We start from the raw sequence: 25,224 nt of genomic DNA on the forward strand, positions 1-25,224 counted from the left end.
CGCCCGTTCCGGTGACGGGCGCCGCACCCGCAGCGTTCCGGGTGGCCCCGGCCCCCTCCGCCCGCCTCCGGTTCCCGCCGGCGACAGGCGAAGCCCTGCCTCACTCGTGGGCCCTCGCGCCCTTCGACCCTGCGGGGCTTCCCGAGCCTCCCCGGCTGCTTCCGGGAGCGATGGCGGCCCCCGAAGCAGCGACGAGATCGGCCCCTGTCACGAGGCCGGCCATGCACCGGGGCTCGGCCCGAGATCCGCTCACGGAGGCCCCTGACAGGACCCCGGTCCGGCCGGTCACCGGCACGCGGGGCGCCCCACCGCCACGACCGCCGTCCCGATCCGCCGACGGGCGGGCCGTGTTCGAGCCGATCTCCGGACCGTGCTCGTCGTGGCGGCCGCGATCGACCGGCGGGCAGGCCGTCTTCCGACCGATCGCACCACCGGTGGCGCAGGAACCCTCGTACGGGGCCGGCGGCGGATCGGCGGGAGAGACCCCGGCGCCCGTGCAGGCTGCGTCGTCCGTCGTATGGGGCATTCCGCCAGGCATCACCGATTTCAACGAGGAGGCAAAGTAGTGGCAGGCACTCTAGAGGTCGCGTCGTCCGGAAGTTTCGCCCTGACGTTCCCGGACGCGAAGACCGAGGACCCCGTCTGGCGGTTCACCGGGCTCGATGGCCTCTCCTTGTGGATGGAGGGCGATGAACTCCATGCGGGTGGCGACAACGAGTCCTCGCACTATCTGCCCACTCGCATGAAGTACAAGCCCCTCGTGCTCTCCCGCCCGAGCGGTGAGGACACACCGGCCATGTGCCAGTGGGTCATCGACAACATGAAGAACCCCACACCTCGCACGGGTCAGGTCTCCGTCTACTCCAAAGACCCGAATTCTCCGATGTTCGTGATCGAGTTCTACGACCTCGTACCGGTCGCCTGGCGGGGACCGACGCTGAGCACGGACAGCATCCTCATAGCCAGCGAAGAGATCGAATTCGTCCACCGCGGCTTCAAGTTCGTGCCGAAGAAGCCGAAGACCGACTGAGGAGGACACGATGGAGAAGGCCGTTCTGACCGCGTACAAACCGCCCATCGGGAAGCTGGAGAAGCCCGGCAAGAAGGATGAGCTGGACCGTCTGACGTTCCGTTACAACCCCACGCACCTGACTCTGGTCAAGGAGACCCAGTGGGCGCGGCACTCCGCCCGGCTGGCGCCGCACGCCTCCGTGCCGGAGTTCCTCGGCAGCCAGCCGAAGGTCCTGACGATGCCGGTGGTGTTGGAGGAGCCTGCCAACAGGCGGGCCAAAGAAGAGGGCCCCACGAACTCCGCCGTCGTCGACCAGGAGATCAAGACCCTCCTCGCATGGTGCGAGCCCAACCGGGCTGCGTTGGATGCCAACGAGTCCTCACCGCCCTGGCTCGAGCTCGGCTGGGGAGAGGTCTCGTCGGTCACGTTCTGGATGGTCCTGAAGAAGGTTTCGGTGCAGTACACCCGATTTTCCGAGGACGGCCGTGTCCTGCGGGCGCAGTGCGAGCTCGTCATGGAGGAGGTCGGCGTATGACGGGACATCTGACGGATCCACAGTTCACGAGGGCGCCGGGATCGCCCTCGGCTCGGCGAGTCTGTGTGGTGGTGCGCGGCGACTCCTTGCAGTCGATCGCCGCGCGGCACAGCGGCCGCGCCGCCGACTGGCGGCGCATCGCCGAACTGAACGGGATCGACGATCCGTCCAAGCTGCGGCCGGGGCGCACTCTCCTGCTGCCGGGCCCCGCCGAGTACTGAGGCCGCGGCGCGTCCCGAGCGCAGTGCGCGCCCCGCGCATCCGCCACTCCCGTATCCGTCACTCCCCACACGTAAGGACAGGCACATGACCGGGCGTCACACCGCCGGGCTGGACATCATGGTGGACAACGCGTCCATCCTGCCCGAGATCGCCAACACCCTGGCATGGGTCTCCGTGGAGGAGGACGGGCGCACCTCGGCGAAGGCCGAGATCGGCTTCCGCGACCCGCGCAACGCGTCGCTGTTCAAGGAGTCCGGCATCGAGCTGGGCAGCCGGATCGAAGTGGTCGCGATCGCGGCTTCGGGTCCCGTGCCCCTCTTCGACGGCGAGGTCACCGAGTGCGAGGCCAGGGCCTCCGCCGACACCTCGGGCCCGGCCGGGCACACCGGGGGCCTGCTGACCGTGATCCGGGCGCGGGACCTCTCCCACCGGCTGCGGCTGGGCCGACGGACGGCCGCCTACGAGGGCAGGACGGCGGGCGAGATCGTCAAAGCGGTCGCCAGGCGGGCCGGGGTGAACGCGCTGGAGGTCGAGGACACCTCGTTCCCGTACGAGTACCTCAGCCAGCCCGGCATGTGCGACTGGGACTTCCTCGGCCACCTGGCCCGGGAGAACGGACGCGATCTGTACGTCCGCGCGGGGAAGCTGCACTTCAAGAAGCGGGTGCCGGCCGGAGGTGGTGCGGCTGCGGTCCTCCAGTTCGGGGACAACCTGATCAGCGTGCAGACGGCCGCGTCGCTGGCCCACCAGGTCCCGAAGGTGGAGGTGCGCGGCTGGGACCGGGAGAAGAAGGAGCCGGTCACGTCCGAGCAGAAGCCCTCCGGGCCCGGGGCGTGGGGGCGGCAGGCCAAGGATTCCGCCGCCCACTACGCGCCCATGGTGCTGACGGGCCTGCCCCGCGCGACGCGCGGAGAGGCCGCCGCCGTGGCCGAGAGCATGGCCGAAGAGGTGGGGGCGGGTCTGATGCGGCTGCACGCCGTGACCCGGGGGGAGCCCAAGCTGCGGCTGCGCTCCGCAGTGAAGTTGAAGGGCCTCGGCAAGCAGTTCGAGGGGCAGTTCACCGTGACCAAGGTGCGCCACCACTTCCACCCGGTCCAGGGCTACCGGACCGAGTTGACCGTTGACGAGGACACCGACCGTTTGGTGGTCGGACAGCCCGGCAACGCGGAGGAGGGGCTGCGTCGCATCCCGGGGTTCGTGCGGGGCAAGGTCGTCGACATCAACGATCCGAAGAAGCGCGGCCGGGTGCGCGTGAAGCTGGATTGCCTGGACGAGACGTACGAGACCACCTGGGCCGAGACCGTGCAGTTGAGCGGCAGCCTCGGCCACGGCGTGGTCCTGCCGGAAGTGGGCGACGTGGTCGCGGTCGTCTTCGAGCAGGGCTGCCTGGACAGCCCTCTCGTGGTCGGCGCCGTTGACGACCCGATCGACGAGGTCGACCACACGGTGCCGCTCGTCGACGGCGGTCGGGGCGGCAAGGGACAGACGAACATCCGGACCTTCGCGTCGAAGGACGGCCACCGGCTGGAGCTCATCGACAAGAACGGCCGCGGCATGGGAGCCACCCTGATCACCGGCGACGGGGGCGACCTGAAGATCCAGCTCGACGCGAGCAAGACCGTCATCTCGGTCGACAGCAAGGGGAAGGTCGAGATCAAGGGGGCCAAGGGGGTGTCCGTGGACGCCGGTACGGGGCCGCTCAAGCTGTCTGGCAACGCGGTGGACATCGACGCCAAGGGAAAGCTTTCGATCCAGGCGGCGAACGTCGACATGAGCTCGAAATCGCTGCTCAAGGTGCAAGGCACCAACGTCGAGCTCAAGGGTTCCCTCATGGCGGAGCTCAAGGCCCCGATGGTCAAGATCAACTGATGTCCGGCGCGACTCCGCACCCCGCCGGGCCCGCGTCCCCGCCCGCCCGCGCGTCCGGGCGCCGCCGGCCCCGGCACCCGTCCCTGTTCCGTTTTCCGAAGGGAGAAGACTCCGTGTCCGCAGAAGTCCGCACGGGCGACCCCGAGTCGTCGCCCGTCTCCGGCCCGAAGGCCGGTGGCTGAGCCGTGACCAATCTCTTCCTCGGCCGCGGCTGGTCCTTCCCCCTGGGCGTGAGCCCCTCCGGCGGGATCGCCGTGGCGGCCGGCCCCACGGACGTCGAGCAGTCCATCCGGCTGATCCTGAACACCGAGCCGGGCGAGCGGCCCATGCGACCGGAGTTCGGCTGTGCGGTCCGCGACTACGTCTTCGCCTCGTTCAACTCCTCCACTTGCGCCGCGCTCGCGCAAGAGGTGAGCAGGGCACTGGAGCGGTGGGAGCCGCGGATCGTCGTGGACGACGTGTCCGTGGTGCGGATCGCGCACCAGCAGGAAGTGGTCGAGATCCACATCACCTACCACCTCTCCGGGACGAACAACCCCCACAACCTGGTCCACCCCTTCTATCTGATTCCCACTCGCGACACCGCGGGTCAGTAGACCGAGCCACAGAGGAGGGACAGCGATGTCTCTGCCTAGCCCCCATCTCGACGACCGCCGCTTCGAGGACCTCGTCGACGACGCGATGCGCTTCATCCAGCGCCGCTGCCCCGAGTGGACCGACCACAACGTGTCCGACCCCGGTGTGGCGCTGGTCGAGGCCTTCGCGCAGATGGTCGACCAGCTCTCGTACCGGGTCAACCGGATACCCGACAAGGTCCAACTCGGCTTCCTCGACCTGCTCGGCATGCAACTGACGGCCCCTCAAGCAGCCACGACAGAGGTGACGTTCACCCTTTCCGCACCGCAGCCGGCGGCGGTCGTCATCGAGGCCGGGACGGAGGTGGCGAGCGTACGGACCGGCAGCACCCCCGCGCGGGTGTTCACCGCGGACCGGGAGCTCACGATCGTCCCCACCGCCCTGACCCACATCGGGTCCGCGGGGGCCGGGCAGCCGCCCGAGCTGGTGACCGAGCGGTTCCTGTCGGGGGAGCCCGTCACCTGCTTCTCCACCCCGCCCGTCCCGGGCGACGCCCTGCTCGTGGGCCTGGACAACGCGGCCCCGCGCTGCACCGTGACGCTGCGCGTGGACTGCCGGATGGACGGCGTCGGCGTGGACCCGCGGCGCCCCCCGCGGGTGTGGGAGGCGTGGTGCGGGGAGGGCTGGGTGCCCTGTGAGGTGGAGAGCGACGGCACCGGCGGTCTCAACCGGCCGGGTGACATCGTGCTGCACCTGCCCGACGGACACACCGCCTCGCTCCTCGGGCGCCGCAAGGCCGGCTGGCTGCGCTGCCGGATCGTCGACGCGGCCCCGGGCCAACCGCCGTACTCCTCCTCCCCGAAGGTGTCGGCCCTGGAGGCCTACACCGTGGGCGGGACGACCGGTGCGGTGGAGGGCGAGGGCGTCCCGCGCGACGAACTGGGCGTCTCCGACGGCACCCCCGGGCAGTCCTTCACCGTGCACCGCACTCCGGTGGTCGCCGGTTCGCTGCGCGCGGTGGCGGTGGAGACCGCCGCGGGCCGACGGGTGTGGAAGGCGGTGCCCTCGTTCGCCGAGTCCGGGCCGCGCGACCGGCACGTCACCGTCGACGAGGTGAGCGGCACCGTCCGCTTCGGTCCGGCCGTGCGCCAGCCGGACGGCACGGTCCGCCAGTACGGCGCCGTGCCCGAGATCGGCGCCCGGATCACCGCGGGCGGCTACCGGCGCGGCGGCGGCCGCAGCGGCAACGTGGCGGCGTCCACGCTGACCGTGCTGCGCACGCCGGTCTCGCTGGTGTCCCGGGTGGAGAACCGGATCCCCGCGACCGGCGGGGTGGACGTGGAATCGGTGGAGGGCCTCAAGCAGCGCGCCGGACACTGGCTGCGCACCCAGGACCGGGCCGTGACCGCGAAGGACTACGAGGCGATCGCGAAGGCGGCCTGTCGGGACGCGGGCCGCGTCGAGTGCGTGGCCGAGCCGGAGGGCTCCGAACGCGCGGGCCTCGTACGGGTGTTGCTCGTTCCCCGGGTACGGGACGTGCGCGAGGAGGACAGCTGGCGCGAGCTGGTGCCCTCCGAGCAGATGTTGGCCGCCGCCGCGCGCGCCGTGGAGGCGGCCCGGCCGCTGGGCGTGCTCGTGTCCGTCAGCGGGCCCGCCTACCAGGGCGTGACGGTCGTCGCCGAGGTGGAGGCGGCCAAGGGCGCGGACCGGGCCGAGGTCAAGGAGCGGGTACTGCGCTCGCTCTACGAGTGCCTGAGCCCCCTGCCCGCCGCCGCGGACTCCGACGGCAACGCCGCCGGCGCGGGCAGCCGGTCGGGCTGGCCGCTGGGCCGCGCGCTGCGGCTGAGCGACCTGTACGCGGTGGCCGCGCGCTGCGAGGACGTCGAGTCGGTGGTGAAGCTGGAGATGTACCCCGCCGACATCGGCACGGGCGAGCGGATGCCCGCGTCCGACCGGATCGAGATCGGCCCCGCGACGCTCTTCCTCTCCTTCCGCCACCAGGTCGCCGTGAAGAACGCCCGCTAGCCGAAGCAAGGGAGGGGACTGAACCCATGGAGAGACTGCCCTCAGGGGCACCACTGCACCCGGCGGTCACACAGGCCGTCGCCGAGGTGCCGCCGCTGGTGCACGGCAGCAGGTCGCTGCGGGCGATCCTGCCGGAGAGCTACCGGCAGGGCGACTTCGCCGACCGGTACCTGGCCGGGTTCGACGACGCGCTCGCACCGCTGATCACCGCGCTGGACTGCCTGGACGCGTACTTCGACCCGCGCACCGCACCCGACACCTTCGTGACCTGGATGCTGGACTGGAGCCTGACCGCCCTGCCCGCCTGCGTGGGCTCGCAGGGGCGGCGCAACGCGCTGCTGCTGGGCCACCGGTTGCACGGGCTGCGCGGCACCGGGGCCGGCCTCGACCTGCTGGTGCGCTACGTGCTGGGCGGGCGGCTGGAGCTGACGGAATCGGGCGGCACGCACTGCGCCGCCGGGCCCGACGACCCGTCGATCCCGGTACCGGGCACGGCCCGTGCGCGACTGCGCGTGCTGCTGCCGTACGGGACCTCGCTGGACCGGCCCGGGGTCGCCGAGGACGTGGCGGAGCTGGTCCGGGAGTGGATCCCGGCGCACGTCACGGCCGACGTCGTGGTCGAGGACGACGAGGACCCGCTGCTGGTGCGGGGCGCGGCAGGGGGCTCGTACTGATGGGGGCGGCCCAGTCGGGTCGGCGCGGGTGGCACGTGCAGACCGAACAGGACGTCTGCCCCGGCTGCGGGGTCGTCGCCTACCCGGGCGAGATGTTCTGCGTGTCCTGCGGGGCGTACATGGGGTGGGACGTCACCGGGAGCAACCGGGTGGTGGACCCGAGCCCCGCTCCGGAGCCGCCGGCCGCCGGTGCGGGTGCCGGTCCCGGGCGGGGCTCGCACCGGGGTCCGCAGACGGAGACCGGCCCGAAGGCCGGCCCGGTCCCGCCCCGGACCGGCCCGTCCCACGCGGCCGCGCCCGGAGCCGGCCCCGGATACCTCGCCGGGGGAGCCGGACAGGCGTCCGCCGTACCGACCGCCGCGCCCATACCCGCGTCGGTGCCGATACCGGTGCCGACCCAGATGCCCGCGCCCGGGCCCATGCCCGCGCCCGCGGCCACGCCCTGGGACACGAACGCGAACGCTTACGGGACCGGGCCCGGGGCGGGGACCGGACCCCAGGCCCCGTACCAGCCCGCGCCGACCGGGCAGGGCGGCTGGCCGCAAGGGCTGCGCGAGAACCGCGCCGGCCGGGCCACCGACCTCACCGGGGAGCTGTTCCGCCCCGACCCGCTGTTCGCGCAGGCGCCCACCGCGCCCGCGCCGCCGACCGCCCGCCCGCAGCCGGCCCGGCCCCAAGCCGCCCGCAACCCGTCGGAGTTCACCGCGGCGGCCGCTTCGGGCGCCGCGCCCGTCGGGTACGCGGCCGCGCCGGTCGGGTACGCGGCGGCCCCGGTCGGGTACGTCACCCCCGCGGCCGAGTCCGCCGCCGAGCGGACCCAGGTGATCAGCGGCCAGGTGGTGCTGCGCACCGCCCTGCCCGACCCGCCCCCGACCGCCCCCGGCGACGCCGCGACCCCCGCCGCCGGCATCCCGCACCTGCTGCTCTGCCCCGAGTGCCGGCAGCCCAACGCGGAGAACCGTTCGTACTGCCACCCCTGCGGGGCGCTGCTGCGGCCCGAGCCCGAGCCGCCGGAGCCCACCCGCTGGCAGCGGATCAAGCAGGACTACCTGGAGCGCCCGGACGTGTGGCACTGGGACCGGCGTTGGGGCGTGGTGGCCGTGGCCCTGCCGGTGTGCATGGCGGCGGGCATGTCGGTGGGCAGTGCGGCGGCCTCCGCGCAGCGGGCCGTGCCGCTGGTCAAGGACCGCTTCCTGTCGCAGTACCAGGTGCCGCCGGACAAGGTGTCCGCGTCGAGCGCCGCCAAGGGCTTCGAGGCGAACCTGGCCGCTGACGGCGTGGACAACAAGGCGTGGGCGCCGAAGGGCACCGGCCAGAAGGCGGTGGGGCAGTACTGGACCGCCGACTTCAACGCACCCTTCCGGCTGACGTCCCTGCTCATCATCAACGGCGCGTCCAAGAGCCCGGGACAGTTCTGGCAGACCGGGCGCCCCACCAAGATCACGGTGACGGCGACCACCACGGACCAGGGTCTGGTGGAGAAGGAGATCACGCTCGGCGGCCAGCCCGGTCCCCAGCGCTTCGACCTGGGCATCGACAACGTGGTGGCGGTCCAGGTGAAGATCGAGGCCGTGAACCCGGGGCTGAAGCCGAACATGCCGGTCGCCATGGCCGAGATCCAGTTCTTCAGCAGGCAGGCGACATGAGCCTGCGCGCCGAACTCACCGTCCCCGACGCCGTCATCATCCCGGGGGAGGCCCTCACCGCGCACCTGCGGGTGTGGAACGAGAGCCGGATCGTGGACGCGTACCAGCTGCGGCTGGTCGGACCGCCCGCGTGGTGGCCGGACGCCGAGCCCGATCTCGGGCAGCTGCCGGTGTACCCCGGCAACCACGAGAAGATCAACATCCCGATCTCGCTGCCCCGGGACAGCGAGCTGGCCCCCGGCCCGCTCACCTTCGCCGTCCGCGTGGCCTCGGTGGAGGACCCGGACGCGGTGGCGGTCCCCGAAGCGGACATCCAGGTCGGCGAGTTCCACGACGCCGAGGTCGAGGCGGACCGGCCGCGGGTCGCCGGGGCGTTGTGGAGCAGCAACCTGGTCCTGGTGGAGAACACCGGCAACGCGACGGCGACGGTGCGGCTGCGCGTCGCGCCGGAGTCCAAGGAAGCTCCGCTGGCCGTGTCGCTGCGCCGCTCCCGGCTGGTGCTGAAGCCGGGGGAGCAGGCCCGGGTGGCCCTGATGACGCGGGTGCGGAACCCGATGTTCACCGGGACGGCCGCCAACTGGCCGATCGTGATCCACATCGAGCAGGAACACGCCGAGGACGGCTCCGCCTCCTTCACCCACCGGCAGCGCCCGCTGCTGCCCAAGCCGGTGCTCAAGGCGCTGATCGCGGTGGTGACCGCGCTGGTCGCCTTCGCGGTGCTGTGGCTCTCGCCGGTGGGCGGCAAGAAGCCGAAGGTCGCGACCGAGTCCGCCAAGGGCCCCACCCAGATGGAGGCGGTCCAACAGGAGCAGAAGAAGGAGGAGGACGCGAAGAAGCAGGAGGAGGAGAAGGCGGAGCAGAAGGCCGAGCAGGACAAGAAGGACAAGGAGGGCGCGGGGGCCCTGAAGAAGAAGCCGGCCAACGCCTCGCTCGTGGTCAGCAGTCGGCCCGGCGGCAAGCTGGAGGACAGCTACGTCGTGCCCGACGGCTACCGCCTCTCCTTCAAGGCCGTGCAGCTGACCGGCAGCGGGACGGGCACCCTCTTCGTGCTGGTCAAGGGCTCCCAGCTGAGCAGCGGGCCCGTGACCAATCCCAAGGACGTCCCCATTCCGGAGACGCTGTCGCCGAAGGAGAAGGAGAAGGTCACCCTTCGGTTGGTCTGTGACGTCCCCCAGGCCGGCAGCCCGTCCCCCAGCCCCGGACCGTCGCCCTCCGTCGGCCCGACCACCTGCGACGCCACCGCGGTGATCGACGGCGAGCTGATCCCGCTGAAGGGCCCCGACGCCGTAGAGATCAAGCCGCCGTCGTGACCGGTCGCCCCCTGCGCCCCACCCCCACCCCACCCATCGAGGAGCCGACCGTCCCATGAGCATCGTGCAGCACGTAGACGACACCCTGGAGCGCGAGCTGCGCGCGGGCCCGCTGCGCGGGGTGAACGCGGAGATCGCCTTCGAGACGCCCAACTCCGACTGGGCGGCCCGGCGCTCTGGGCTGTGCCTGAACCTCTTCCTCCACACCATCGAGGAGGACATGGCCAGGCGGCAGGCGGGCGACACCAACGTCATCGACGAGAACGGCGTCGTCATCGGCCGCAGCAAGCCGCCCCGGTCCTTCCGGCTCGGGTACGCCATGACCGTGTGGGGCCACAGCCCGCGCGACGAGCACCGGCTCCTGGGCACCCTGCTGGAGTGGTGCGTCGCCACCGAGCAGCTGACCCCCGCCCCGTCCCCGTACGGCGGCACCTCCCTGGTGGACCGGCCGACGCTCCACCTGCGCGAAGTCCCCGAGGGGGCCGAATCCCCCGCGTCGAAGCTCTGGTCGGGTCTGGGCACCCCGGCCCGGCCGGTCCTGGACCTGCTGGTGACCGTGCCCGTCAGCCCGCCGGGCACGAAGGTGACCACCGAACCGATCCGGGAGTTCGGCCTGCGGGCCGCCACGCTCGACCCGCCGATCGTGCCGCCGCAGCCGCGTCCCCGCGCGCCCCGGCCCCGCGGGACGGCCCGGCCGCGGCGCAACGTGGAGGAGCTCGGCGTGAAGTCCTCCAGCGGATACACACCGTCATCTTCTGCCCCGCACCAGGAGGAATCCGGCGCCTAGATTGAATCCCGGCACCTTCGGGATTCTCGGACCACAGGCGAGGCGGGCAGGACAGTGCGGCAGTTCGGCGGGGCGGCGCGACGGTTCACCGGACCGGCGGCGACGCCGGGCAACGGGCCGGGAGGAGATCCGGGACTCTGGGTCGCGCCGACGTTCGTGGTGCGGACCGCCGGGGTGCCGGCCGAGGAACTGGCCGCGCTGCGCGCGACCCGTACCTGGGCGGCCGTCGACTCCCTCGTGCCGGCGCACCGCTGGCTGACCGAGGAGGGGCAGCGACTCTCCGCGCTGCTGGCCCGGCCGACGAGCCGCGCCCGCACGGGCCCGTCCGCCCGTGCGGGTTCGACCGTCGGCCCGACCGCTGCGACCGCGACCGCGACCGCGATCGTCGGGCTGCGGCCCGCCGTCGCGGCCGTCCGCTCGGCCCTCGCCGCTCTGGTGCCGCCCGCCGACTGGGTGTGGGCGCAGCAGGTGTGGGACGCGTTCCCCGACGAGGTGTGCGAACGCGTCGAGCGTTGGCTCGGCGAGCTGGAGCGCTACCGGCTCTGCGCCGCCGAACTCGCCGGGATCCACGCCGCCGAGACCCCCGCCACCACGGCCGCGCTGCGCGCCGCCGTCGGCGGCTGCACCTTCCGGCGCGGCCTGGTGCAGGGCAGCCCCGAGGTCTTCGCCCAGCTGGAGCGCTGGCTCCAGGACCCGGCCGCGCAGCCCTCGGACTCCGTACTGCGGCTGCTGGCCCGGCAGGTGGCCCGGGCCGCCACCCGGCCCAGTCGGTACGCGACCTTCACCGTGACCGCCGACGGCTCCTTCCGGCACGGCCCGCACCCGGCCGACGACGGGGCCGACGACGGGGCCGTCGACCGGGCCGACGAACGAGCCGTCGACCGGGCCGTGCGAGCGGTCGGCCCCCTCGCCATCAGCCCCCTGCCCGTCGGTGACCCCGTACCCGTCGGCCCGGATGACCGCGGGGATCACGCCGGAGCCGACCGCGCGCCCGAGGACGTACCCCGCGGTGTCGTGGAACCCAGTGCCTGGATGCTCCAGCAGCTCGCCTGGCAGCTCGCCACCCGCCCCGAGCTGGCCCGACGCCTCGCCGTACGGGTCAACCCGAGCGCCGTCGAGGAGGAGGGGCACCTGTGGTTCCTCGGCGCGCAGTCCGGTGAGCCCGTCGCCCGCACCCCCGCGGACGATGCCGTACGGACCTGTCTGCGGCTGGTCCGCGAGGCCCCCGGCGGGGCCACCTTGGGCGGGCTGCGCGCCGATCTCCTCGCCCTGGGCGGGCGCACCCCGCGACAGGCCGACGCGCTCGTCGACGCCCTGGCCGGCGTCGGCCTGCTGGAGCTGTGCCTGCCCTTCGCCGACCAGGCCCGGGACCCGCTGGGCGAACTCCTGGCCTGGGTCGAGCCGTCGCAGTCCATTGCCCCGGCCCTCCCGCCCGGCACCGCCCCCGCCCCCGGCACCCGGAGCGTCGCGGCTCCGCTGCGCGAACTGCGGCGGCTGCTGCGGGCGTACGAGGAGAGTGACGGCCCCGGCGAGCGGGCCGTGGCCCGGGCCGACGCACGGACCGCGCTGCGCGCGCCCGCGCTGACGCCCGCCCCCGGTGCCCGCGCCCGGGTCCCCGCCCGGGTGCGGGCCCGGACCCGGACGCGGGCGGCCGCGCGCACCCCCTTCCACGAGAACCTCCTGTCGGACGCCGCCGTGGGACAGTCCTGGGAGCGGTGGGCACCGGTCTGCGCGGACCTCCAGACCGTGCGCCGCCTCGCCGGGCTCTTCGACGCCGACCTGCCGCTCAAGCTGGCGCTGGCCTCGGTGCTGCGCGACCGCTTCCCCGACGGGCTCCCGCTGCTGTCGTTCTACCGCTACGTCCAACAGTCCGCGCAGGCCATGCACGCCCCGGCGCCCGGCCGGATCGGCGCCGCCGAGCTGCACGCCCTGCTCGCGGGGCCGGGCGCGGCGGACGACGGCGCGCTCGCGGCCAGCGCGCTCGGCCCGCTGCGCGCGCTCGCCGCGCTGCGCGCCCGCGCCCTGGACCTGCTGGGCGACGGACCACGGGAGGAGGGCGGGCCGTACGGCGCCGTCCGGGTCGAGGCGGACCAGCTCCACGCACTGCTGGACGCGCTGCCCGCCCACGTCCGCGCGCCGGAGTCGCTGACCTGCTTCGTACAGCCGCTGGACGACGGCGCCGGGCCGGCGGACGGTCCGGACGACGGTCCGCAGCGGGCCGTCCTCGCGGGCCTCGGCACCGGATTCGGCGCGGGCCGGGCCCGGTACGACCGGCTGCGCGACCAGGACGCGAGCCGCCGGGGCGCCGACCCGGCCGGCGCGCCCCGGCCCCGGTACGCCGCCACCGCGCCGGGCCGGATCTACGCGGAGACCGACGGGGCCTTCGGCTCGAACCTCAACCTGCGCGCCGCCGGCGTGGACCACCGCATCGACTACCCCTTCACCACCACCGACCCCGACCGCACGCCGGAGCAGCGGGTCCAGCTCGCCGACCTGCGGGTGGCCCTCGACCCGACCACCGGGCTGCCGGAGCTGCGTTCGGCGCGGCTGGACGCGGTCGTGGTCCCGCTGCACCTGGGCAGCATGGCGCTGCCGCTGCTGCCCCCCGCGCTGCGCTTCCTGGTCCGCGGCTTCGGGGTGCACGCGGCGCCGGACCGGCTGCCCTGGGACGTACCGGGCCCGGTCCCCCCGGACGGTGCGGTGCGGCTGCGGCCGCGCCTGGAGCTGGGCCTGCTGACCCTGCGCCGGGCCGCCTGGCGACTGCCCGTCCGACTGTTCCCGGTGCCCCGGCCGGCCGAGCCGGAGCACGCCTACCTGGTGCGGCTCGCCGCCTGGTTGGACGGGCACGGGCTGCCGCGGGAGTTCTTCGCCCGGGTGGAGTCGGGCCCGGGCGCCGCGGAGCGGCCGGGCCCGCTCCCGCTGTACGTCGACGTGGCCGTGCACCCGTTGCTGGCCGCGTTCACCCGCTCCCTGCCGCGCGGGCCCGGGGCCGCGGACGCGGTCCTCGTGCTCCAGGAGGCACTGCCCGGCCCGGAGCGGAAGACCGGGGTGACCGAGTACGCCCTGGAGATCAACGGACCGGAGGTGCGATGTGACTAGCAGGGGACACTCCCCCCACAAGGGGCGGTTGCCGAGCCGTGGTTGGGCTTCCGCCGACGACTGGGTGAGCCTGCACGTCCACCACCGGGGCGACCAGGACCTGCTGCTGGCCCGGGCCGTGACCCCGCTGGTGCGCGGGCTGGAGGACGCCGGGCTGTTGCGCGGCTGGTTCTTCCTGCGCTCCGGGGAGGGCGGACCCCACCTGCGGCTGCGGCTGTTGCCCGCCCAGCCCGTGCAGATCGGCGCGGTGCGACGCGCCGCCGAGGGGCGCCTCGCCGCGCACCTGGCGGCGCACCCCGCGGCCGCACGCGTCGCCGCGTACCCCCGTACGCACGGCATGCGGGCCGGCGACCGGTCGGTGCGGACGCCGGACACCATCGAGGAGGTGCCGTACGTCCGGGAACCCGACTGGTCCGGGTCCGGCGAGGCGGTGACCGCCGTAGAGCGGCACTTCGCCCAGTCGAGCAACCTGGCGCTGGCCCTGCTCGCCGGGGCCCCCACCCCGCAGGCCCGGATGAACGTGGCGCTGGGACACCTGACGATGGCCCTCGCCGCGTCGGGTCTGAGCATCACCGAGTGCGCCCGGCTGACGGACCCGCAGGTGATCCTGGCCCGGCCGCGGCCCTCGGAACGGCGCCGGATAGCCGGCGAAGCCCAGGCCACCTACCGGGAGTTGGGCGCGAGCCTGCGCGATCAGACCAGCCGGCTGTGGGCCGCGGGCGAACGGGGCCGGGCGGTGACCGTCCTCGACGACGCCCATCCAGGGGCGCACTGCGCACGCGGCACCGGACCGGCCGCCGCCTGGTCCCATTCGGTACGGACGCTGGCGGCCCGGCTCACCGCGCTGGCCCCCGAGCGGACGTACCCGCCCGCCGGCCCGAGCCCGTACTGCCCCGACGCGGCGTGGGCGGGCATCCGGCGCCCGCCGGACGCGGCCGTCGCGGCGCACCACGTACTGGTCCGGGCCGCGCAGCAGTTCGCCAATCGCGTCGGCATCGGGGTCCAGCAGGAAACCTACGTCCGCCTCCTCCTGGCCCAGGCCCTGCACGACCTGGCCGGCCCGGGGCGTCCTTGAACGCCACGGGGTTCCGTCGCGCCGTCAGGGACGCCCCGGCCCGGGGTCATCAGGTCGACAGCTTCTTCTCGATGGCCCCGGTCCATGCCTCCTTCTCCGCGGGGGCATGAAGGGAGTCGCGCCACTCTGCTTCCGTCAGCCGGACCCTTCCGTCCAGACGCCGGTGCTCGGCGAAGTCCTCGGGACCCAACTGGAGCGCTAGAAGGAGTTCTTGAGCCGCTCGGGAGGCCGGACCTTCAGGTCCCATCGCCAGTTCGTACAGCCGCGCGGCCAACACCTGCCGGGTCGACGTACCCACCGGGCGCCAGAGGGCGAGGGCCCACCAGAACCTCGCGCTCGCGCTGAGATCGCCCGGCTCCCGTCCGGCCCGTTGGTATCGCTTGTACACGGACCGGGAGACCTTGTACGCCCCCGTCCCGATCGATGCCGCCGCGACGGTTCCGGCGACCGCCCATCCGGCGACGGGGACGGCGGCTCCGGCCACGGCCGCGATGCCGATCGCGCCACCGGCTGTCCCCAGCCCATCGGTGCCCAGCTGGGCGGCTCGTTTGACCTGTCGCCGAGAGCGCTGCTCCATGGCGTACTCGTGGATGCCCGCAAGCTGGTCACGGAGCTCTTGGTAGGGCTCCACATGCGCCTTCAGATCCCTTTGGGATTGCGTGAGTTGGGCGGACACCGTGTGCAGTTCGCAGGCCAGTTCCTTCGCGTCACGAGCCCCCAGCACCTCCTTGAGGAGCGTGTTCCGCTGCGCGCTCAGTTCCTCGACCCGCTCGACGAGTTCCTTCCCCTCCGCCGTATGCGCGTAGGGGGGCATTCCGGGCCATGCCCGTAGCCGCGACTTCACGTCGCTCGTGCGGACCAGGCTGGTCACGCCCTTGCCCACGTGATACGCGCCGAAGGCCACACCCACCGGACCGGTGAAGTACGACATCCCCGAGAGCGCCGACGCCTGGACGTGGAAACCGTTCACGGCGTTCTCCGCCAGGGTGAGGCCGCCCTTGGCCACCGAGACACCCGAAGCGGCGGTACCGATCGTCTGCTCGGCCAAAGACGCCGACTTCGCTCCCAGTGACGTCTGCGCATAGGTCATCGGCAGGTTCTGCGGAGAGAATTCCAGGCCCGTCGTCTCCTCGTGCGTACGGATCGCCTCACGGCGCGCACGCCACCGTTTGCGCAGTTCGACGATGTCACCGGCCATGGCGACGGGCCCCGCCGGGAGGCCGATGATCCCGCTCACCATGCCGCTCACCTGATGGGGCAGGGCTCCGTGCGCGAGGGCGACGTGCGGGTCCACCTGGGGAGGAGCCGTACCGTACTGATCGAGCACGGCCCTGGGCACGGACGCCACGTTCATGCCGATGCCCCATTGCTGGAGCCTGACGGCCGCCTGGTCGTCGATGCCCTGCGCAGACGCCCCCTGGGGGGAACCCTGTGGAGACGGTGAAGGACCGGCAGATGGGGTGGACGCGTCGAACTCGACCGCGCGATAGGTCGGTTTCGGTGTCCTACCGCTCTGCAGATCGCCTTTCAACCGCTTGGGATCGACGATGGCGTAACTTCCGTTGCCAGGCATTCTTCTCCTTCCCGGGGGAGTCGGGCACGGCCCGGCTCCTTCAGGTTCAGTGGGGGTGGCGTGGTGGTGCTGCCCGAAGAATGCGTGGACCCGGCGGCCCCCTCGCGCCCCCGCCCGAGGGGTTCACGCTCAGCCCACCCGGCCGAAGAGACTGCCGAGTTTCGTGTATTCCGTCTCGATGCCCGCGAGGAGGTCTTCGTCGTTCACCGGGCGGCCCGCCGCCGCCGCTTCGAAGGCGGCGCTCTCCACACAGGCGCGGATGCTGCCGCCCGCCAGGTCGCTCTCGACGGGCAGCGGGGCCGCGTCGGGGTGCGAGGCGATCTGGCGCAGCATGTCGGTGCGTTCGGTGGTGGCCGTACCGGGAGGGGGCACGGGCAGCAGGACGGCGGCCCCCAGCAGCCGGGCCTCCAGGGCGGTCTGCTCGGCGAGTCGCGAGGGCGCGGTGTCGACGGCGGCGGCGGCGAACGCTTCCGGGTCGAGGAGCAGCGGCACCAGACCGTGGGCGGCGAGGGCTTCCCGGGCGGCGGGGAGGGCCTCGCCCCGAATGCCCTGGCGCAGATATCGGGTGCGGTCGGGTTCCGTAGCCAGCGCGTCGCAGAGGGCGGCGGTGTGCTCGGGGTCGGCTCCGTGGGCGGTCTCGGGGTGGGCGGGTAGTACCCGCAGCCAGGACGCGCCGCCCGCTTCGGGGCCGCCGTCGCGGCCGACGAGGAAGTCGACCAGCCGGCCCGGGACCTGGAGCAGCCGGTGCGGAAAGGCCTCGGCGGGGTCCTCGTAGACCAGCAGGCCCGCTTCGAGCAGGGGCGAACCGGGCCGCAGCAGACCGGCGGCAATGGCATCGTGCACGGTCATGCCGTGGGTGGAGAGGGCCACCGAGACGGTGGGGCGGGAGGAGGGACGTCCGCTCAGGAACCGGAAGGCGGTACCGCAGACCGGGTCGAGTTCCGGGAGCAGGCACGTGAGCAGGAGGTCCGTCTCCCGTTCGGTCAGGCCGAACCGGCGGACCAGCCGGGCCAGCCGGTCGCCCTGCGCGTCGAGCTCGGCCAGCTGCCCGGCATCGGGCCACCGGGCCCCGGTGCCGGGCGGGCGCGGGCGGTACGGACGGTCCTCACCGTCCGCGTGGTCCGCGTGGTCCGCTTCGTCGGCGTTGTCGGCCGCGTACGTCAGATTCGCCTCGTCGTCCGCCTCGTCTGCTTCAGGCGGCTCGTCGGCCGGGAGGCCGGTCTCGTGGCGGATGTAGAGGCGCCGAAGCCGTTCCTCCACGGCCTCGACACGCTCCCGGAACAGGGGGACGGACGTGGTGCCGCTGGGCGTCGCTGTCATGCGGGGGCGGTTTCCTTCGGTGTGCGGGCGTGGTCCGGGGTCAGCCGCCGATCATCACCGTCGGCAGGCCCGCGGCGATGGTTCCGCCATGGGCGGTGGCATCCCCCATGCGCGCCGCCGGCAGACCGCCGATCATCACCGAGGAGCTGCCGGCGAGGATCATGTCCGGCGCCGGGGCGGCGCAGACGCACTGGTTGCCGAAGGTGGCCGCGGGCAGATTCCCGATGAGGACGGTGGGCTTGCCCGGCGGCAGGATGGGGCCGCCGACATGGGGGATGGGGGGGACCGCGGGGGTCTGCATGGGGCAGGTGTGCATGTCGGTCACCCGGGCTGCGGGGGGCATGGGGCACCTCCTTCTGAAAAGGGGTCGTCCATCGCGACCGTACGGCGCGTCAGGCGGAAGGCGGACGGGCGGGAGGAGACTGTTTGTCATCGAAGGGTGACGATCGGGCCGTCCTGGGCAGCCTTCAGCGGGACGCGGCCCCGACCAGGTCGTTGGTGTAGGTGCGGCCGAGGTCGATCTCCTTGGCCGCGACCTCGGGCGAGAAGGACTTCTGCAGCGCCGCCGCCGCGCGGGCGCCGTCCGCGTCGATGGCGCCGTCGGCGGAGTAGCCCGGCTTGGCGTGTTCGATGGCCGCGCGGTAGACCTCGGGGTCGCCCGCCGCGTACTCCTTCGGCATCGCGTCGGCGATCTCCTGCGCCGAATGGTCCTGGATCCACCGCAGCGTGCGGAGCATCGCGCGGGTCAGCTTCGTCGCCGTGGCCTCGTTCTTCTCCAGCCAGGAGTGACCGGCGTAGAAGACGGCCGCGGGGTAGCTGGCGACCCCGAACACCTCCTGGGAGCCCTGCGGAGTACGGGTGTCGGCGAGTATCCGCAGTTCCTTACCGCCCATGCGCTTCTGGAGCAGCGAGACCGCCGGGTCGACCATCACCGCCGCGTCCACGCGGTCCGACTCCATCGCGGCGATGGCGGCGGCCTCACCGCCGACGGCCTGCACCGAGGCTGCGTCCGGCGCCAGCCCGCTCTTGCCCAGCAGGTACTTCAGGAAGAAGTCCGTGGACGAACCCGGCGCGGTGATCCCGACCTTGGCGCCCTTCAGATCCGCCGGGCTCGTGATCTCCCGCGACGCCTTCGGGGAGACCACGAGCACGATGGAGGGGGTGCGGAGCATGTTGACGAAGGCCCGTACGTCCTTGCCCTTGGCCTGCATCTGCACGGTGTGGTCGTAGTACCCGGAGGCCACGTCCACGCTGCCGCCCTGCATCGCCTGGAGCGCCTTGGAGCCGCTCTTGAGGTCCTGCAGCTCGACGTCGAGGCCCTCGTCCTTGTAGTAGCCGAGCTGCTGGGCCAGGGTCGTCGGCAGGTACGGCAGCAGGGGCTGGCCGCCGATGCCGATCGTCACCTTGGTGCGGGCGCGGCCCGCGTCGGCGGCCGACCCGCAGCCGCCGAGCACGAGCGTCAGGAGGCCGGCGAGGGCGAGGGCGAGGAGGGGTACGGCGCCGCGACGACGCCCGGGACGACGCGGAGACGGACGGGTGGGGGCGGCAAGGCGTGCGGAACGCATGGGCGTCCTTCCAGGAGGGGACGGAGCGGGAGAGGAAAAACGGGAGCGGGGAGGGGCGCGTGCGTTACGGCTTCCAGCGCAGCAGGCGCCGCTCGACACGCCGGACGCCCGCGTCGACGGCGAGGACGAGGACGGCCAGGACCGCCATCCCGGCGAAGACGCCGGTGGTGTCCAGCACGCCTTCGGACTGCGAGATGAGATAGCCGACACCCTGCGAGGCGCCCAGGTACTCCCCGACGACCGCACCCACGAGCGCGAACCCCACACCGGTGTGCAGGCTGGAGAACAGCCAGGTCAGCGCCGCGGGCAGGTGGACTTGGCGCAGCAGCTGCGCGTCGCTGGCGCCCAGCATCCGGACGTGCCGGACCAGCACCGGATCGACGTCCCGGACGCCCTGGTGGACGTTGAAGAAGACCACGAAGAAGACCAGCGTGATGCCGAAGGCCACCTTCGACCAGATGCCCAGCCCGAACCAGATGAGGAAGAGCGGCGCCAGCACCACCCGGGGCAGCGAGTTCAACATCGTGACGTACGGCCCGAGCACCGTCGACAGCACCCGCGAGCGGGCGAACGCCAGCCCCGCCGCCAGGCCCAGCACGGTACCGGCGACGAGCGCGAGCAGCGCTTCGACGGCGGTGGTGCCCAGGTGCGGCCAGATGCTGCCGGAGCCGAACCAGTCGGCGAGGCGGTCGGCGATCGCCGAGGGACGGCTGAGGTAGAACGGGTCGCTCCAGCCCCGCGCGGTGGCGAACTCCCAGCCGCCGAGGACGAGGACGACGATGCCGGTGTGCAGGGCCACCCGGCTCCGGAGCCTGATCGGTCCCGCTGCCGTCACCGGCCGGGTCTGCTCGGTCTGCTCGGTCTGCTCGGTGGGCTCGGTGGGCTTCATCGAACCGGCTCCGTGTCCGTCCCGGACCGCGGCCGGGTACGGCCCTGGGCCCGGGCGACCTCCCCGCGCAGCGAGTTCCAGATGAGGGAGTAGACCTCGCGGAACTCGGGTGCGGTCCGGATGTCCATGAGGGCCCGGGGGCGTTCCAGGGGTACGTCGAAGCGGTCGACGATGGTGCTGCCCGGGCCGGAGGAGAGCACCACCACCTCGTCGGAGAGCGAGACCGCCTCCTCCAGGTCGTGCGTCACGAACAGGACCGTCTTCGCGGAGCCCGCCCACAGGGCGAGCAGCTCGTCCCCGAGCAACTGCCGCGTCTGCACGTCGACGGAGGCGAAGGGCTCGTCCATGAGCAGGATGTCGGGGTCGGTGATCCAGGTCTGCGCGATGGCCGCACGCCTGCGCATCCCGCCGGACACCTGGTGCGGGTACGACTCCTCGAACCCGGCCAGACCGACCCGGCGCAGCCAGTCCCGGGCCAGACCGGTGCGCGCGGCCCGCTCCATCCCGGCCAGGAGCGGGCCGAGCGCCACGTTCTGCAGGAGCGTCTTCCAGGGCAGGAGCACGTCCTGCTGGAACACGTACCCGACGCCCGGTCGCGGGCCGTGGACGGGACGGCCAAAGACCTCCGCACGTCCCGCCGTGGGGAGGGTCAGCCCCGCGACGAGGTTGAGCAGGGAGGACTTCCCGCAGCCGGACGGGCCGACGACGGAGACGAAGCGGCCGCGCCCCACCGCCAGATCGACGCCTTCGAGCACCGGCCGGCCGGTACCACCGCCGTGCCGGTCCGGATAGGTGAAACCGACATCCCGCAGGCAAATGGACGGGTCATCAGGAATGGCGGGACCGGCGGGGCCGGCAGGAACAAATACAGGAACGTCATCGGGAAGGTGAGGTGAAGGCATGAGGGAATCAATTCGAAAATTCGCCGAGTTCGCAAACATGCGACGGGGGAAGGGAGTCGGGGCGTATTCGTTCGTGATCTCGGGGTCGATCTTGATCTGATTCCCTGATTCTCTCAGAAATGGGTCCAGTCAAAAGCTGCCGAAGAGTCGACCTTTGGGTATTGCGCAATTCCGGCGCGGGCCGTACGTCTAGCAGGATCTCGGGGTCGACCGGTGGAGGACGGGCCGTTCGGGGGAGGCGGACGGAGCCCGGCGGCCCCATACTCGGACCACCGCCCCGCCCCTTCGCGCTCCGTGGGACCCTTTCGTGTTCGAGAACCTGAAGAAGTGCGGCACCCGTCTGTGGTCCGCGCTCGTCGTCTCCGGCCTGCTGGGCGATCCCGCGGTCGACGGCATCGATGCCGAGGCCCGGCTCGCCGCGCTCGATGCCCACCTCCCCGGGACCGCCGTGCCCCGCCCCGCCGAAGGCGACGGGGAGCCGGCCTGATCCCGGCGGGCAGTCACCTGTCAGCCGCTCACTCGTTCTATCCGTGTCATCACCGCCGAGGAAGGGACGGGACGCGGATGAGCCGTCGTCAGAAGGGCCGCAAGCACCGTGAGGTGAACCGGACACCCCGGCCGGTGGGCCGGGCCCCACTGCGGCTGCCGGGAAGCTCGCCGCGCAAGCGGCGGCCGCCGGCCGCGAAGGCCGCGAAGGTCGAGGAGGTCGCCATCGCGGCCGCGCCGGTGCCCGCGGCGCAACCGCCCGGGGACACGGGGCCGGCCCCCGTGTTCACGGTCCCGGTGAGCGGTGGTGGCCTCGGGCTGCCCGCCGCGCGCACCTGGCAGGGCCTGCGGGGCTCCGGGCCGGCGGGGGCGAGCGTCGCGGAGCTGTGCGCCACCGCCGGGTTCACGGCGCCGACCGTGGTCCGCCACCTTCGGGCGCTCGCCGGCTTCGGCCTGGCCCGCCGGTCGGAGAGCGGCCAGGTGTGGCACCCGACCGACGCCGACCCGGCCGCGATCGCGCTCGTACCCGCCCCGGCCCGCAGCGGGGCCGGGGTCGGGTCCGGGTCCGGGGCGCCCTGACGCGAGGCCGACGCGCGGGGCCGGTGCCCTCCCGGTCGGCCGGGAGGGAAATCGGACAGGGGCGTTGTTTTGTGATGGACATGCCTAATCCCGTCCTGTTGCCTGTGCCCGCCGAGAGCATGGGGGGCGAACGGACATGGCGAGGACGGGACGTCCACAGGGGGCTCCGCGGGGTCGCTCGCAGGCGGCCAACGAGTTGGCCGGGCTGCTGCGGGACGTGACGCGGGGCATGACGGTGAGGGAGCTCGCCCGGCGCTTCGGGGGCGGCAAGACGGCCTGGAGCGAGTACCGGTCCGGGGCCCGGGTGATCCCGCTGGGGCGCCTCGGCATCGTGGTCGAGGACCGCGTCCGCGATCCTCGCGGCAGGCGGGAGCTGCTGGACCGGGCCCGGAAGCTGCACGGCCGGGCGCTCACCGCGCAGGCCGAGGCGCAGGCCGAGGCCGAGGCGGAAGCGGGGGCGGGAGCGGGAGCGGAAGCGGGGGCGGGAGACAAGGCGCCGCCCGGGCTGGAGGATGCGCTCGGCCGGGCGCGGGACGACCTCGCCGCATCGGGGCAACTCGTCGAGGGACTCCTGGTGTTGATGGCGATGCTCCAGGAACAAGCCAAAAGCACCCCGCCGCCCCGGCCGCAGGAGGACGGCTCGGGGGACGACGGCGCGGAGCCCGTGCGTACGGACTCCGCCGCCGCGAGCTCCGGGCCCCTGAGGCTCCGGCCGGACCAGGCGTTCGACCAGCTGATCGCTGCCCGGGAGGCCGGGGAAGCCGTACGGCGGGTGGTCGCCGAGGCCCGCTCCGGCGACCGGGCTCCGTCCCTGCCCGCGGCCACGGCGGACCGGTCCGTGTCCGTCGAACTGGCCCGGCTGCACAGCCTCGTGGAGCAGCAACGAGAGGACGCGCACTGGCTCTGGGAGCGCACGCGGGCCGCCGGCCGGGAGCGCCAGGGCCCCGCGGGTCCCGCCGACACCGTTCGGGGGGTCGTAATCGAACGCCTCGACCAGCTGGACCGGCTGGACCGGCTCGACCGGCTTCCCGCGGTCCCGGCCCGGGCCCCCGTCCCTGTCCGCGTGCCGCGGCCGGGCCCAGGGGCCGGCCGGCCCCCGCGCGCGGCGCTGGCGGTCTGCGCCGTCCTCGCCGTCCTGGCCGTCGTCGCGGCGGCGACCCTCGCCGGGGTCCTCCTCGGACGGCAGCGCACCGTGCCCGCGAACGACGCCATGCGGACACGGCCCCACGCCCACCCCGTGGACCCGCGCACCGACCCGACGCCGTCCGCGTCCCCCTCCCCGACGCCGGCCGGCACCGCCCCGCCCGTGCTGCCCGTACTGCCGGGTCCGTCGTTCCCGGCGCTGCCTTCGCCCTCCACGGTGCTTCCCGTCACGGGTCCCACCACCCCCGCGGCCACACCCGGGCGCCCGTCTCCCGGCAGTGCCTACGCCGTCTCGCCGGACCACCGCAGCGTCCTGCGCTGGACGGCCGGGGACGGCGCCTGGAAGGTGATCGGCCCCGCGGCCGACCAGGTCTACGCCGGGCCCGCCGGGGTCTTCACCACCAGCCCCGGTGACGGCCGCATCTTCAAGTACGACGAAGCCTCCCGCTCCTGGACCCAGATCGGCTCCCCGGGCGAGCAGTTCGTGCTGGCGGGCGAGGGCCTCTACGCGATCACCGAGCAGCGGAACGCGGTGATGCGGTGGACCGGCGTGGGGGCGGAGTGGATCCCCGTCGGCGCCGCGGCCACCCGGCTGTACGCGGGTGGCGCCGGACTCTTCGCCACCAACCCGGAGACGGGTGGCCTCTTCCGCTACGCCGGTTACGGCTACACGTGGCTGGAGGCGGGCGGCCCGGGCGCCGACTTCGCCGTCGGCCCCGACTACGTCGCCCGGATCTCCCCGGACGGCAAGGAGATCTGGCAGGCCAACGCCAAGGGCAGCGACTGGCGCCGGATCGGTGGCCCGGCCCGCAACCTCTACGCGGGCGGCGCGGGGCTCTTCGCCGTCGACGCCGCCACCGGGCAGATCCTCAAGTACGGCGGGGCGCCGGGTGCGTGGACTCCCGTGGGCGCCGCCGGCATCAGCCTCGCGGTGGGCTCCGACGCCGTCTACCGGGTCGACAGCGGCCTGCGGGTGTCCCGTTGGACGGGCAGCGGTGCGGGGTGGACACCGCTCGGCATCTCGGCCAGCTCCATCGCCGCCTCGGGTTAGGGGGTGTCCGACGGATGTCCGCGGCGTCGTACATCCGTCGGACACCCCCTGGCGCGGCGCGTTGTCCGGCGGACAACCGCGTTGTCCGCCGACCGCACCCCCGCGAACAGCGCGAACGTCATCGGGTCCGGGCGGCCAACCCGCCCCCGGCAAAGTCTTCGTGGCGGGCGGTGCCGACGGGGCGCCGCCTCCCGAGCCGGCCCGGTCCGTGCGGAAGCCACCGCGCGGCCCGGACCGGCCCGCCTCGACGACGATGGGAGACTTCGTGTCCTCGTTTCGCACACGCCTGACGGCGGTGGGAGCGGCGCTCCTCGGCGCAATGGCCCTCGTGGGCCCGGCAGACGCGAGCATCCGCTCCGCAGCCCCCGCCCCTGCCTCCGCCTTCGCCCCCGCCTCCACCACGAGCGACCGCGCGCACGCCGACTTCTCGGCACAGGCCCGGGCCGCGGGCCTGGACGACGGCCGGGCGGCGGAACTCCAGCGCCTGATCGACACCGAACTGGCCGCCACCGGCGGCCGGCAGGTGGCCGCGAACAAAATTGCCCTCGACGGCAAGGGCACGCTGACGCTTCCCCTGCCCGGCGAGGAGCGTGTCCGCGACCTGAACGCCCGGGGCTCCGAGGGCGCCACCTTCGCCGGCTGCCGGAGGGACTACGTGTGCCTGTACCCGGAGCGGAATTTCCAGGGCAGGCAGTGGGAGCTGTTCGAGTGCGGGAAGGTCGGCATCGGCTACACCGGAACCGGCTCGTGGATCAACAACCAGCCCTCCGGCTACCACGTGAAGTTCTACGGCCACGACGGGAAGCTCGGTTGGACCTCTCCCGGCGGCTACTCCGATGACCCGAACGCGTCGTGGGACTGGGTCGGCTGGGTGAGCCCCTGCTGA

The 25,224-nt window shown here is 73.4% G+C and carries 22 protein-coding genes; 16 read left to right on the forward strand and 6 right to left on the reverse strand.

What is annotated here, in order from left to right:
• The first annotated feature begins 565 nt into the window (after positions 1-565).
• The 12 genes from ACZ4UB_RS26350 (at position 566) to ACZ4UB_RS26405 (ending at position 14,830) form a co-directional block, all read left to right on the forward strand.
• Positions 566-1,030, forward strand: coding sequence for a phage tail protein (locus tag ACZ4UB_RS26350; RefSeq protein ID WP_468073723.1), 465 nt, complete (start codon positions 566-568; stop codon positions 1,028-1,030).
• A gap of 10 nt (positions 1,031-1,040) precedes the next feature.
• Positions 1,041-1,547: a CIS tube protein gene (locus ACZ4UB_RS26355; protein ID WP_385776904.1), complete on the forward strand. Its 507-nt coding sequence runs from the start codon at positions 1,041-1,043 to the stop codon at positions 1,545-1,547.
• Positions 1,548-1,618: 71 nt separating this feature from the next.
• On the forward strand, positions 1,619-1,768 hold the full coding sequence (locus ACZ4UB_RS26360; protein WP_468073726.1) for a LysM peptidoglycan-binding domain-containing protein: 150 nt from the start codon (positions 1,619-1,621) through the stop codon (positions 1,766-1,768).
• A gap of 85 nt (positions 1,769-1,853) precedes the next feature.
• Positions 1,854-3,638, forward strand: a complete 1,785-nt coding sequence (locus ACZ4UB_RS26365) for a VgrG-related protein (RefSeq protein ID WP_468073728.1) — start codon at positions 1,854-1,856, stop codon at positions 3,636-3,638.
• Positions 3,639-3,823: 185 nt separating this feature from the next.
• A complete protein-coding gene (locus ACZ4UB_RS26370; protein WP_468073730.1) occupies positions 3,824-4,234 on the forward strand; it encodes a GPW/gp25 family protein in 411 nt (136 codons plus the stop codon).
• A 25-nt stretch (positions 4,235-4,259) separates the two neighbouring features.
• Positions 4,260-6,239, forward strand: coding sequence for a putative baseplate assembly protein (locus ACZ4UB_RS26375; protein WP_468073732.1), 1,980 nt, complete (start codon positions 4,260-4,262; stop codon positions 6,237-6,239).
• 26 nt (positions 6,240-6,265) lie between these two features.
• Positions 6,266-6,913, forward strand: a complete 648-nt coding sequence (locus ACZ4UB_RS26380; RefSeq protein WP_468073734.1) for a hypothetical protein — start codon at positions 6,266-6,268, stop codon at positions 6,911-6,913.
• 35 nt (positions 6,914-6,948) lie between these two features.
• Positions 6,949-8,559 carry an NADase-type glycan-binding domain-containing protein gene (locus tag ACZ4UB_RS26385; RefSeq protein WP_468073736.1) on the forward strand — a complete coding sequence of 537 codons (1,611 nt, stop codon included), beginning with the start codon at positions 6,949-6,951 and terminating at the stop codon, positions 8,557-8,559.
• A complete protein-coding gene (locus tag ACZ4UB_RS26390; RefSeq protein ID WP_468073738.1) occupies positions 8,556-9,869 on the forward strand; it encodes a COG1470 family protein in 1,314 nt (437 codons plus the stop codon). Before ACZ4UB_RS26385 ends, ACZ4UB_RS26390 begins: the two co-directional genes overlap by 4 nt.
• Before the next feature lie 55 nt (positions 9,870-9,924).
• The gene (locus ACZ4UB_RS26395) at positions 9,925-10,656 is read left to right on the forward strand and encodes a Pvc16 family protein (RefSeq protein WP_468073740.1); all 732 of its coding nucleotides are present in this window, start codon (positions 9,925-9,927) and stop codon (positions 10,654-10,656) included.
• Positions 10,657-10,710: 54 nt separating this feature from the next.
• Complete coding sequence (locus ACZ4UB_RS26400) at positions 10,711-13,755, forward strand: lantibiotic dehydratase (RefSeq protein WP_468073742.1); 3,045 nt, start codon at positions 10,711-10,713, stop codon at positions 13,753-13,755.
• A gap of 28 nt (positions 13,756-13,783) precedes the next feature.
• A complete protein-coding gene (locus ACZ4UB_RS26405) occupies positions 13,784-14,830 on the forward strand; it encodes a lantibiotic dehydratase C-terminal domain-containing protein (protein ID WP_468073744.1) in 1,047 nt (348 codons plus the stop codon).
• 49 nt (positions 14,831-14,879) lie between these two features.
• On the opposite strand, the gene ACZ4UB_RS26410 is transcribed toward ACZ4UB_RS26405, so the two are convergent.
• From ACZ4UB_RS26410 to ACZ4UB_RS26435, 6 genes are all read right to left on the reverse strand, one after another.
• Positions 14,880-16,403, reverse strand: coding sequence for a hypothetical protein (locus ACZ4UB_RS26410; protein WP_468073746.1), 1,524 nt, complete (start codon positions 16,401-16,403; stop codon positions 14,880-14,882).
• A 129-nt stretch (positions 16,404-16,532) separates the two neighbouring features.
• Entirely contained in the window at positions 16,533-17,723 is a 1,191-nt protein-coding gene (locus ACZ4UB_RS26415) for a hypothetical protein (protein WP_468073748.1), read from the reverse strand.
• A 40-nt stretch (positions 17,724-17,763) separates the two neighbouring features.
• Positions 17,764-18,066, reverse strand: coding sequence for a PAAR domain-containing protein (locus ACZ4UB_RS26420; RefSeq protein WP_468073750.1), 303 nt, complete (start codon positions 18,064-18,066; stop codon positions 17,764-17,766).
• A gap of 124 nt (positions 18,067-18,190) precedes the next feature.
• Positions 18,191-19,288 (reverse strand): ABC transporter substrate-binding protein, encoded by a 1,098-nt coding sequence (locus ACZ4UB_RS26425; RefSeq protein ID WP_468073752.1) that lies wholly within the window; start codon positions 19,286-19,288, stop codon positions 18,191-18,193.
• 64 nt (positions 19,289-19,352) lie between these two features.
• Positions 19,353-20,177, reverse strand: coding sequence for an ABC transporter permease (locus tag ACZ4UB_RS26430; protein WP_468073754.1), 825 nt, complete (start codon positions 20,175-20,177; stop codon positions 19,353-19,355).
• Positions 20,174-20,932 (reverse strand): ABC transporter ATP-binding protein, encoded by a 759-nt coding sequence (locus ACZ4UB_RS26435; protein WP_468073756.1) that lies wholly within the window; start codon positions 20,930-20,932, stop codon positions 20,174-20,176. The genes ACZ4UB_RS26430 and ACZ4UB_RS26435 overlap by 4 nt, the downstream gene beginning before the upstream one ends.
• A 454-nt stretch (positions 20,933-21,386) precedes the next feature.
• On the opposite strand from ACZ4UB_RS26435, the gene ACZ4UB_RS26440 reads away from it, so the two are divergent.
• The 4 genes from ACZ4UB_RS26440 to ACZ4UB_RS26455 all read left to right on the forward strand — a co-directional run bounded on the left by ACZ4UB_RS26440 (position 21,387) and on the right by ACZ4UB_RS26455 (position 25,224).
• Complete coding sequence (locus tag ACZ4UB_RS26440) at positions 21,387-21,566, forward strand: hypothetical protein (RefSeq protein ID WP_468073758.1); 180 nt, start codon at positions 21,387-21,389, stop codon at positions 21,564-21,566.
• Positions 21,567-21,643: 77 nt separating this feature from the next.
• Positions 21,644-22,144 carry a hypothetical protein gene (locus ACZ4UB_RS26445; protein ID WP_468073760.1) on the forward strand — a complete coding sequence of 167 codons (501 nt, stop codon included), beginning with the start codon at positions 21,644-21,646 and terminating at the stop codon, positions 22,142-22,144.
• Between the two features lie 136 nt (positions 22,145-22,280).
• The gene (locus ACZ4UB_RS26450) at positions 22,281-24,338 is read left to right on the forward strand and encodes a hypothetical protein (RefSeq protein WP_468073762.1); all 2,058 of its coding nucleotides are present in this window, start codon (positions 22,281-22,283) and stop codon (positions 24,336-24,338) included.
• 265 nt (positions 24,339-24,603) lie between these two features.
• Complete coding sequence (locus tag ACZ4UB_RS26455; protein ID WP_468073764.1) at positions 24,604-25,224, forward strand: hypothetical protein; 621 nt, start codon at positions 24,604-24,606, stop codon at positions 25,222-25,224.

The organism is Streptomyces sp. NPDC028419 (genome assembly GCF_055565515.1).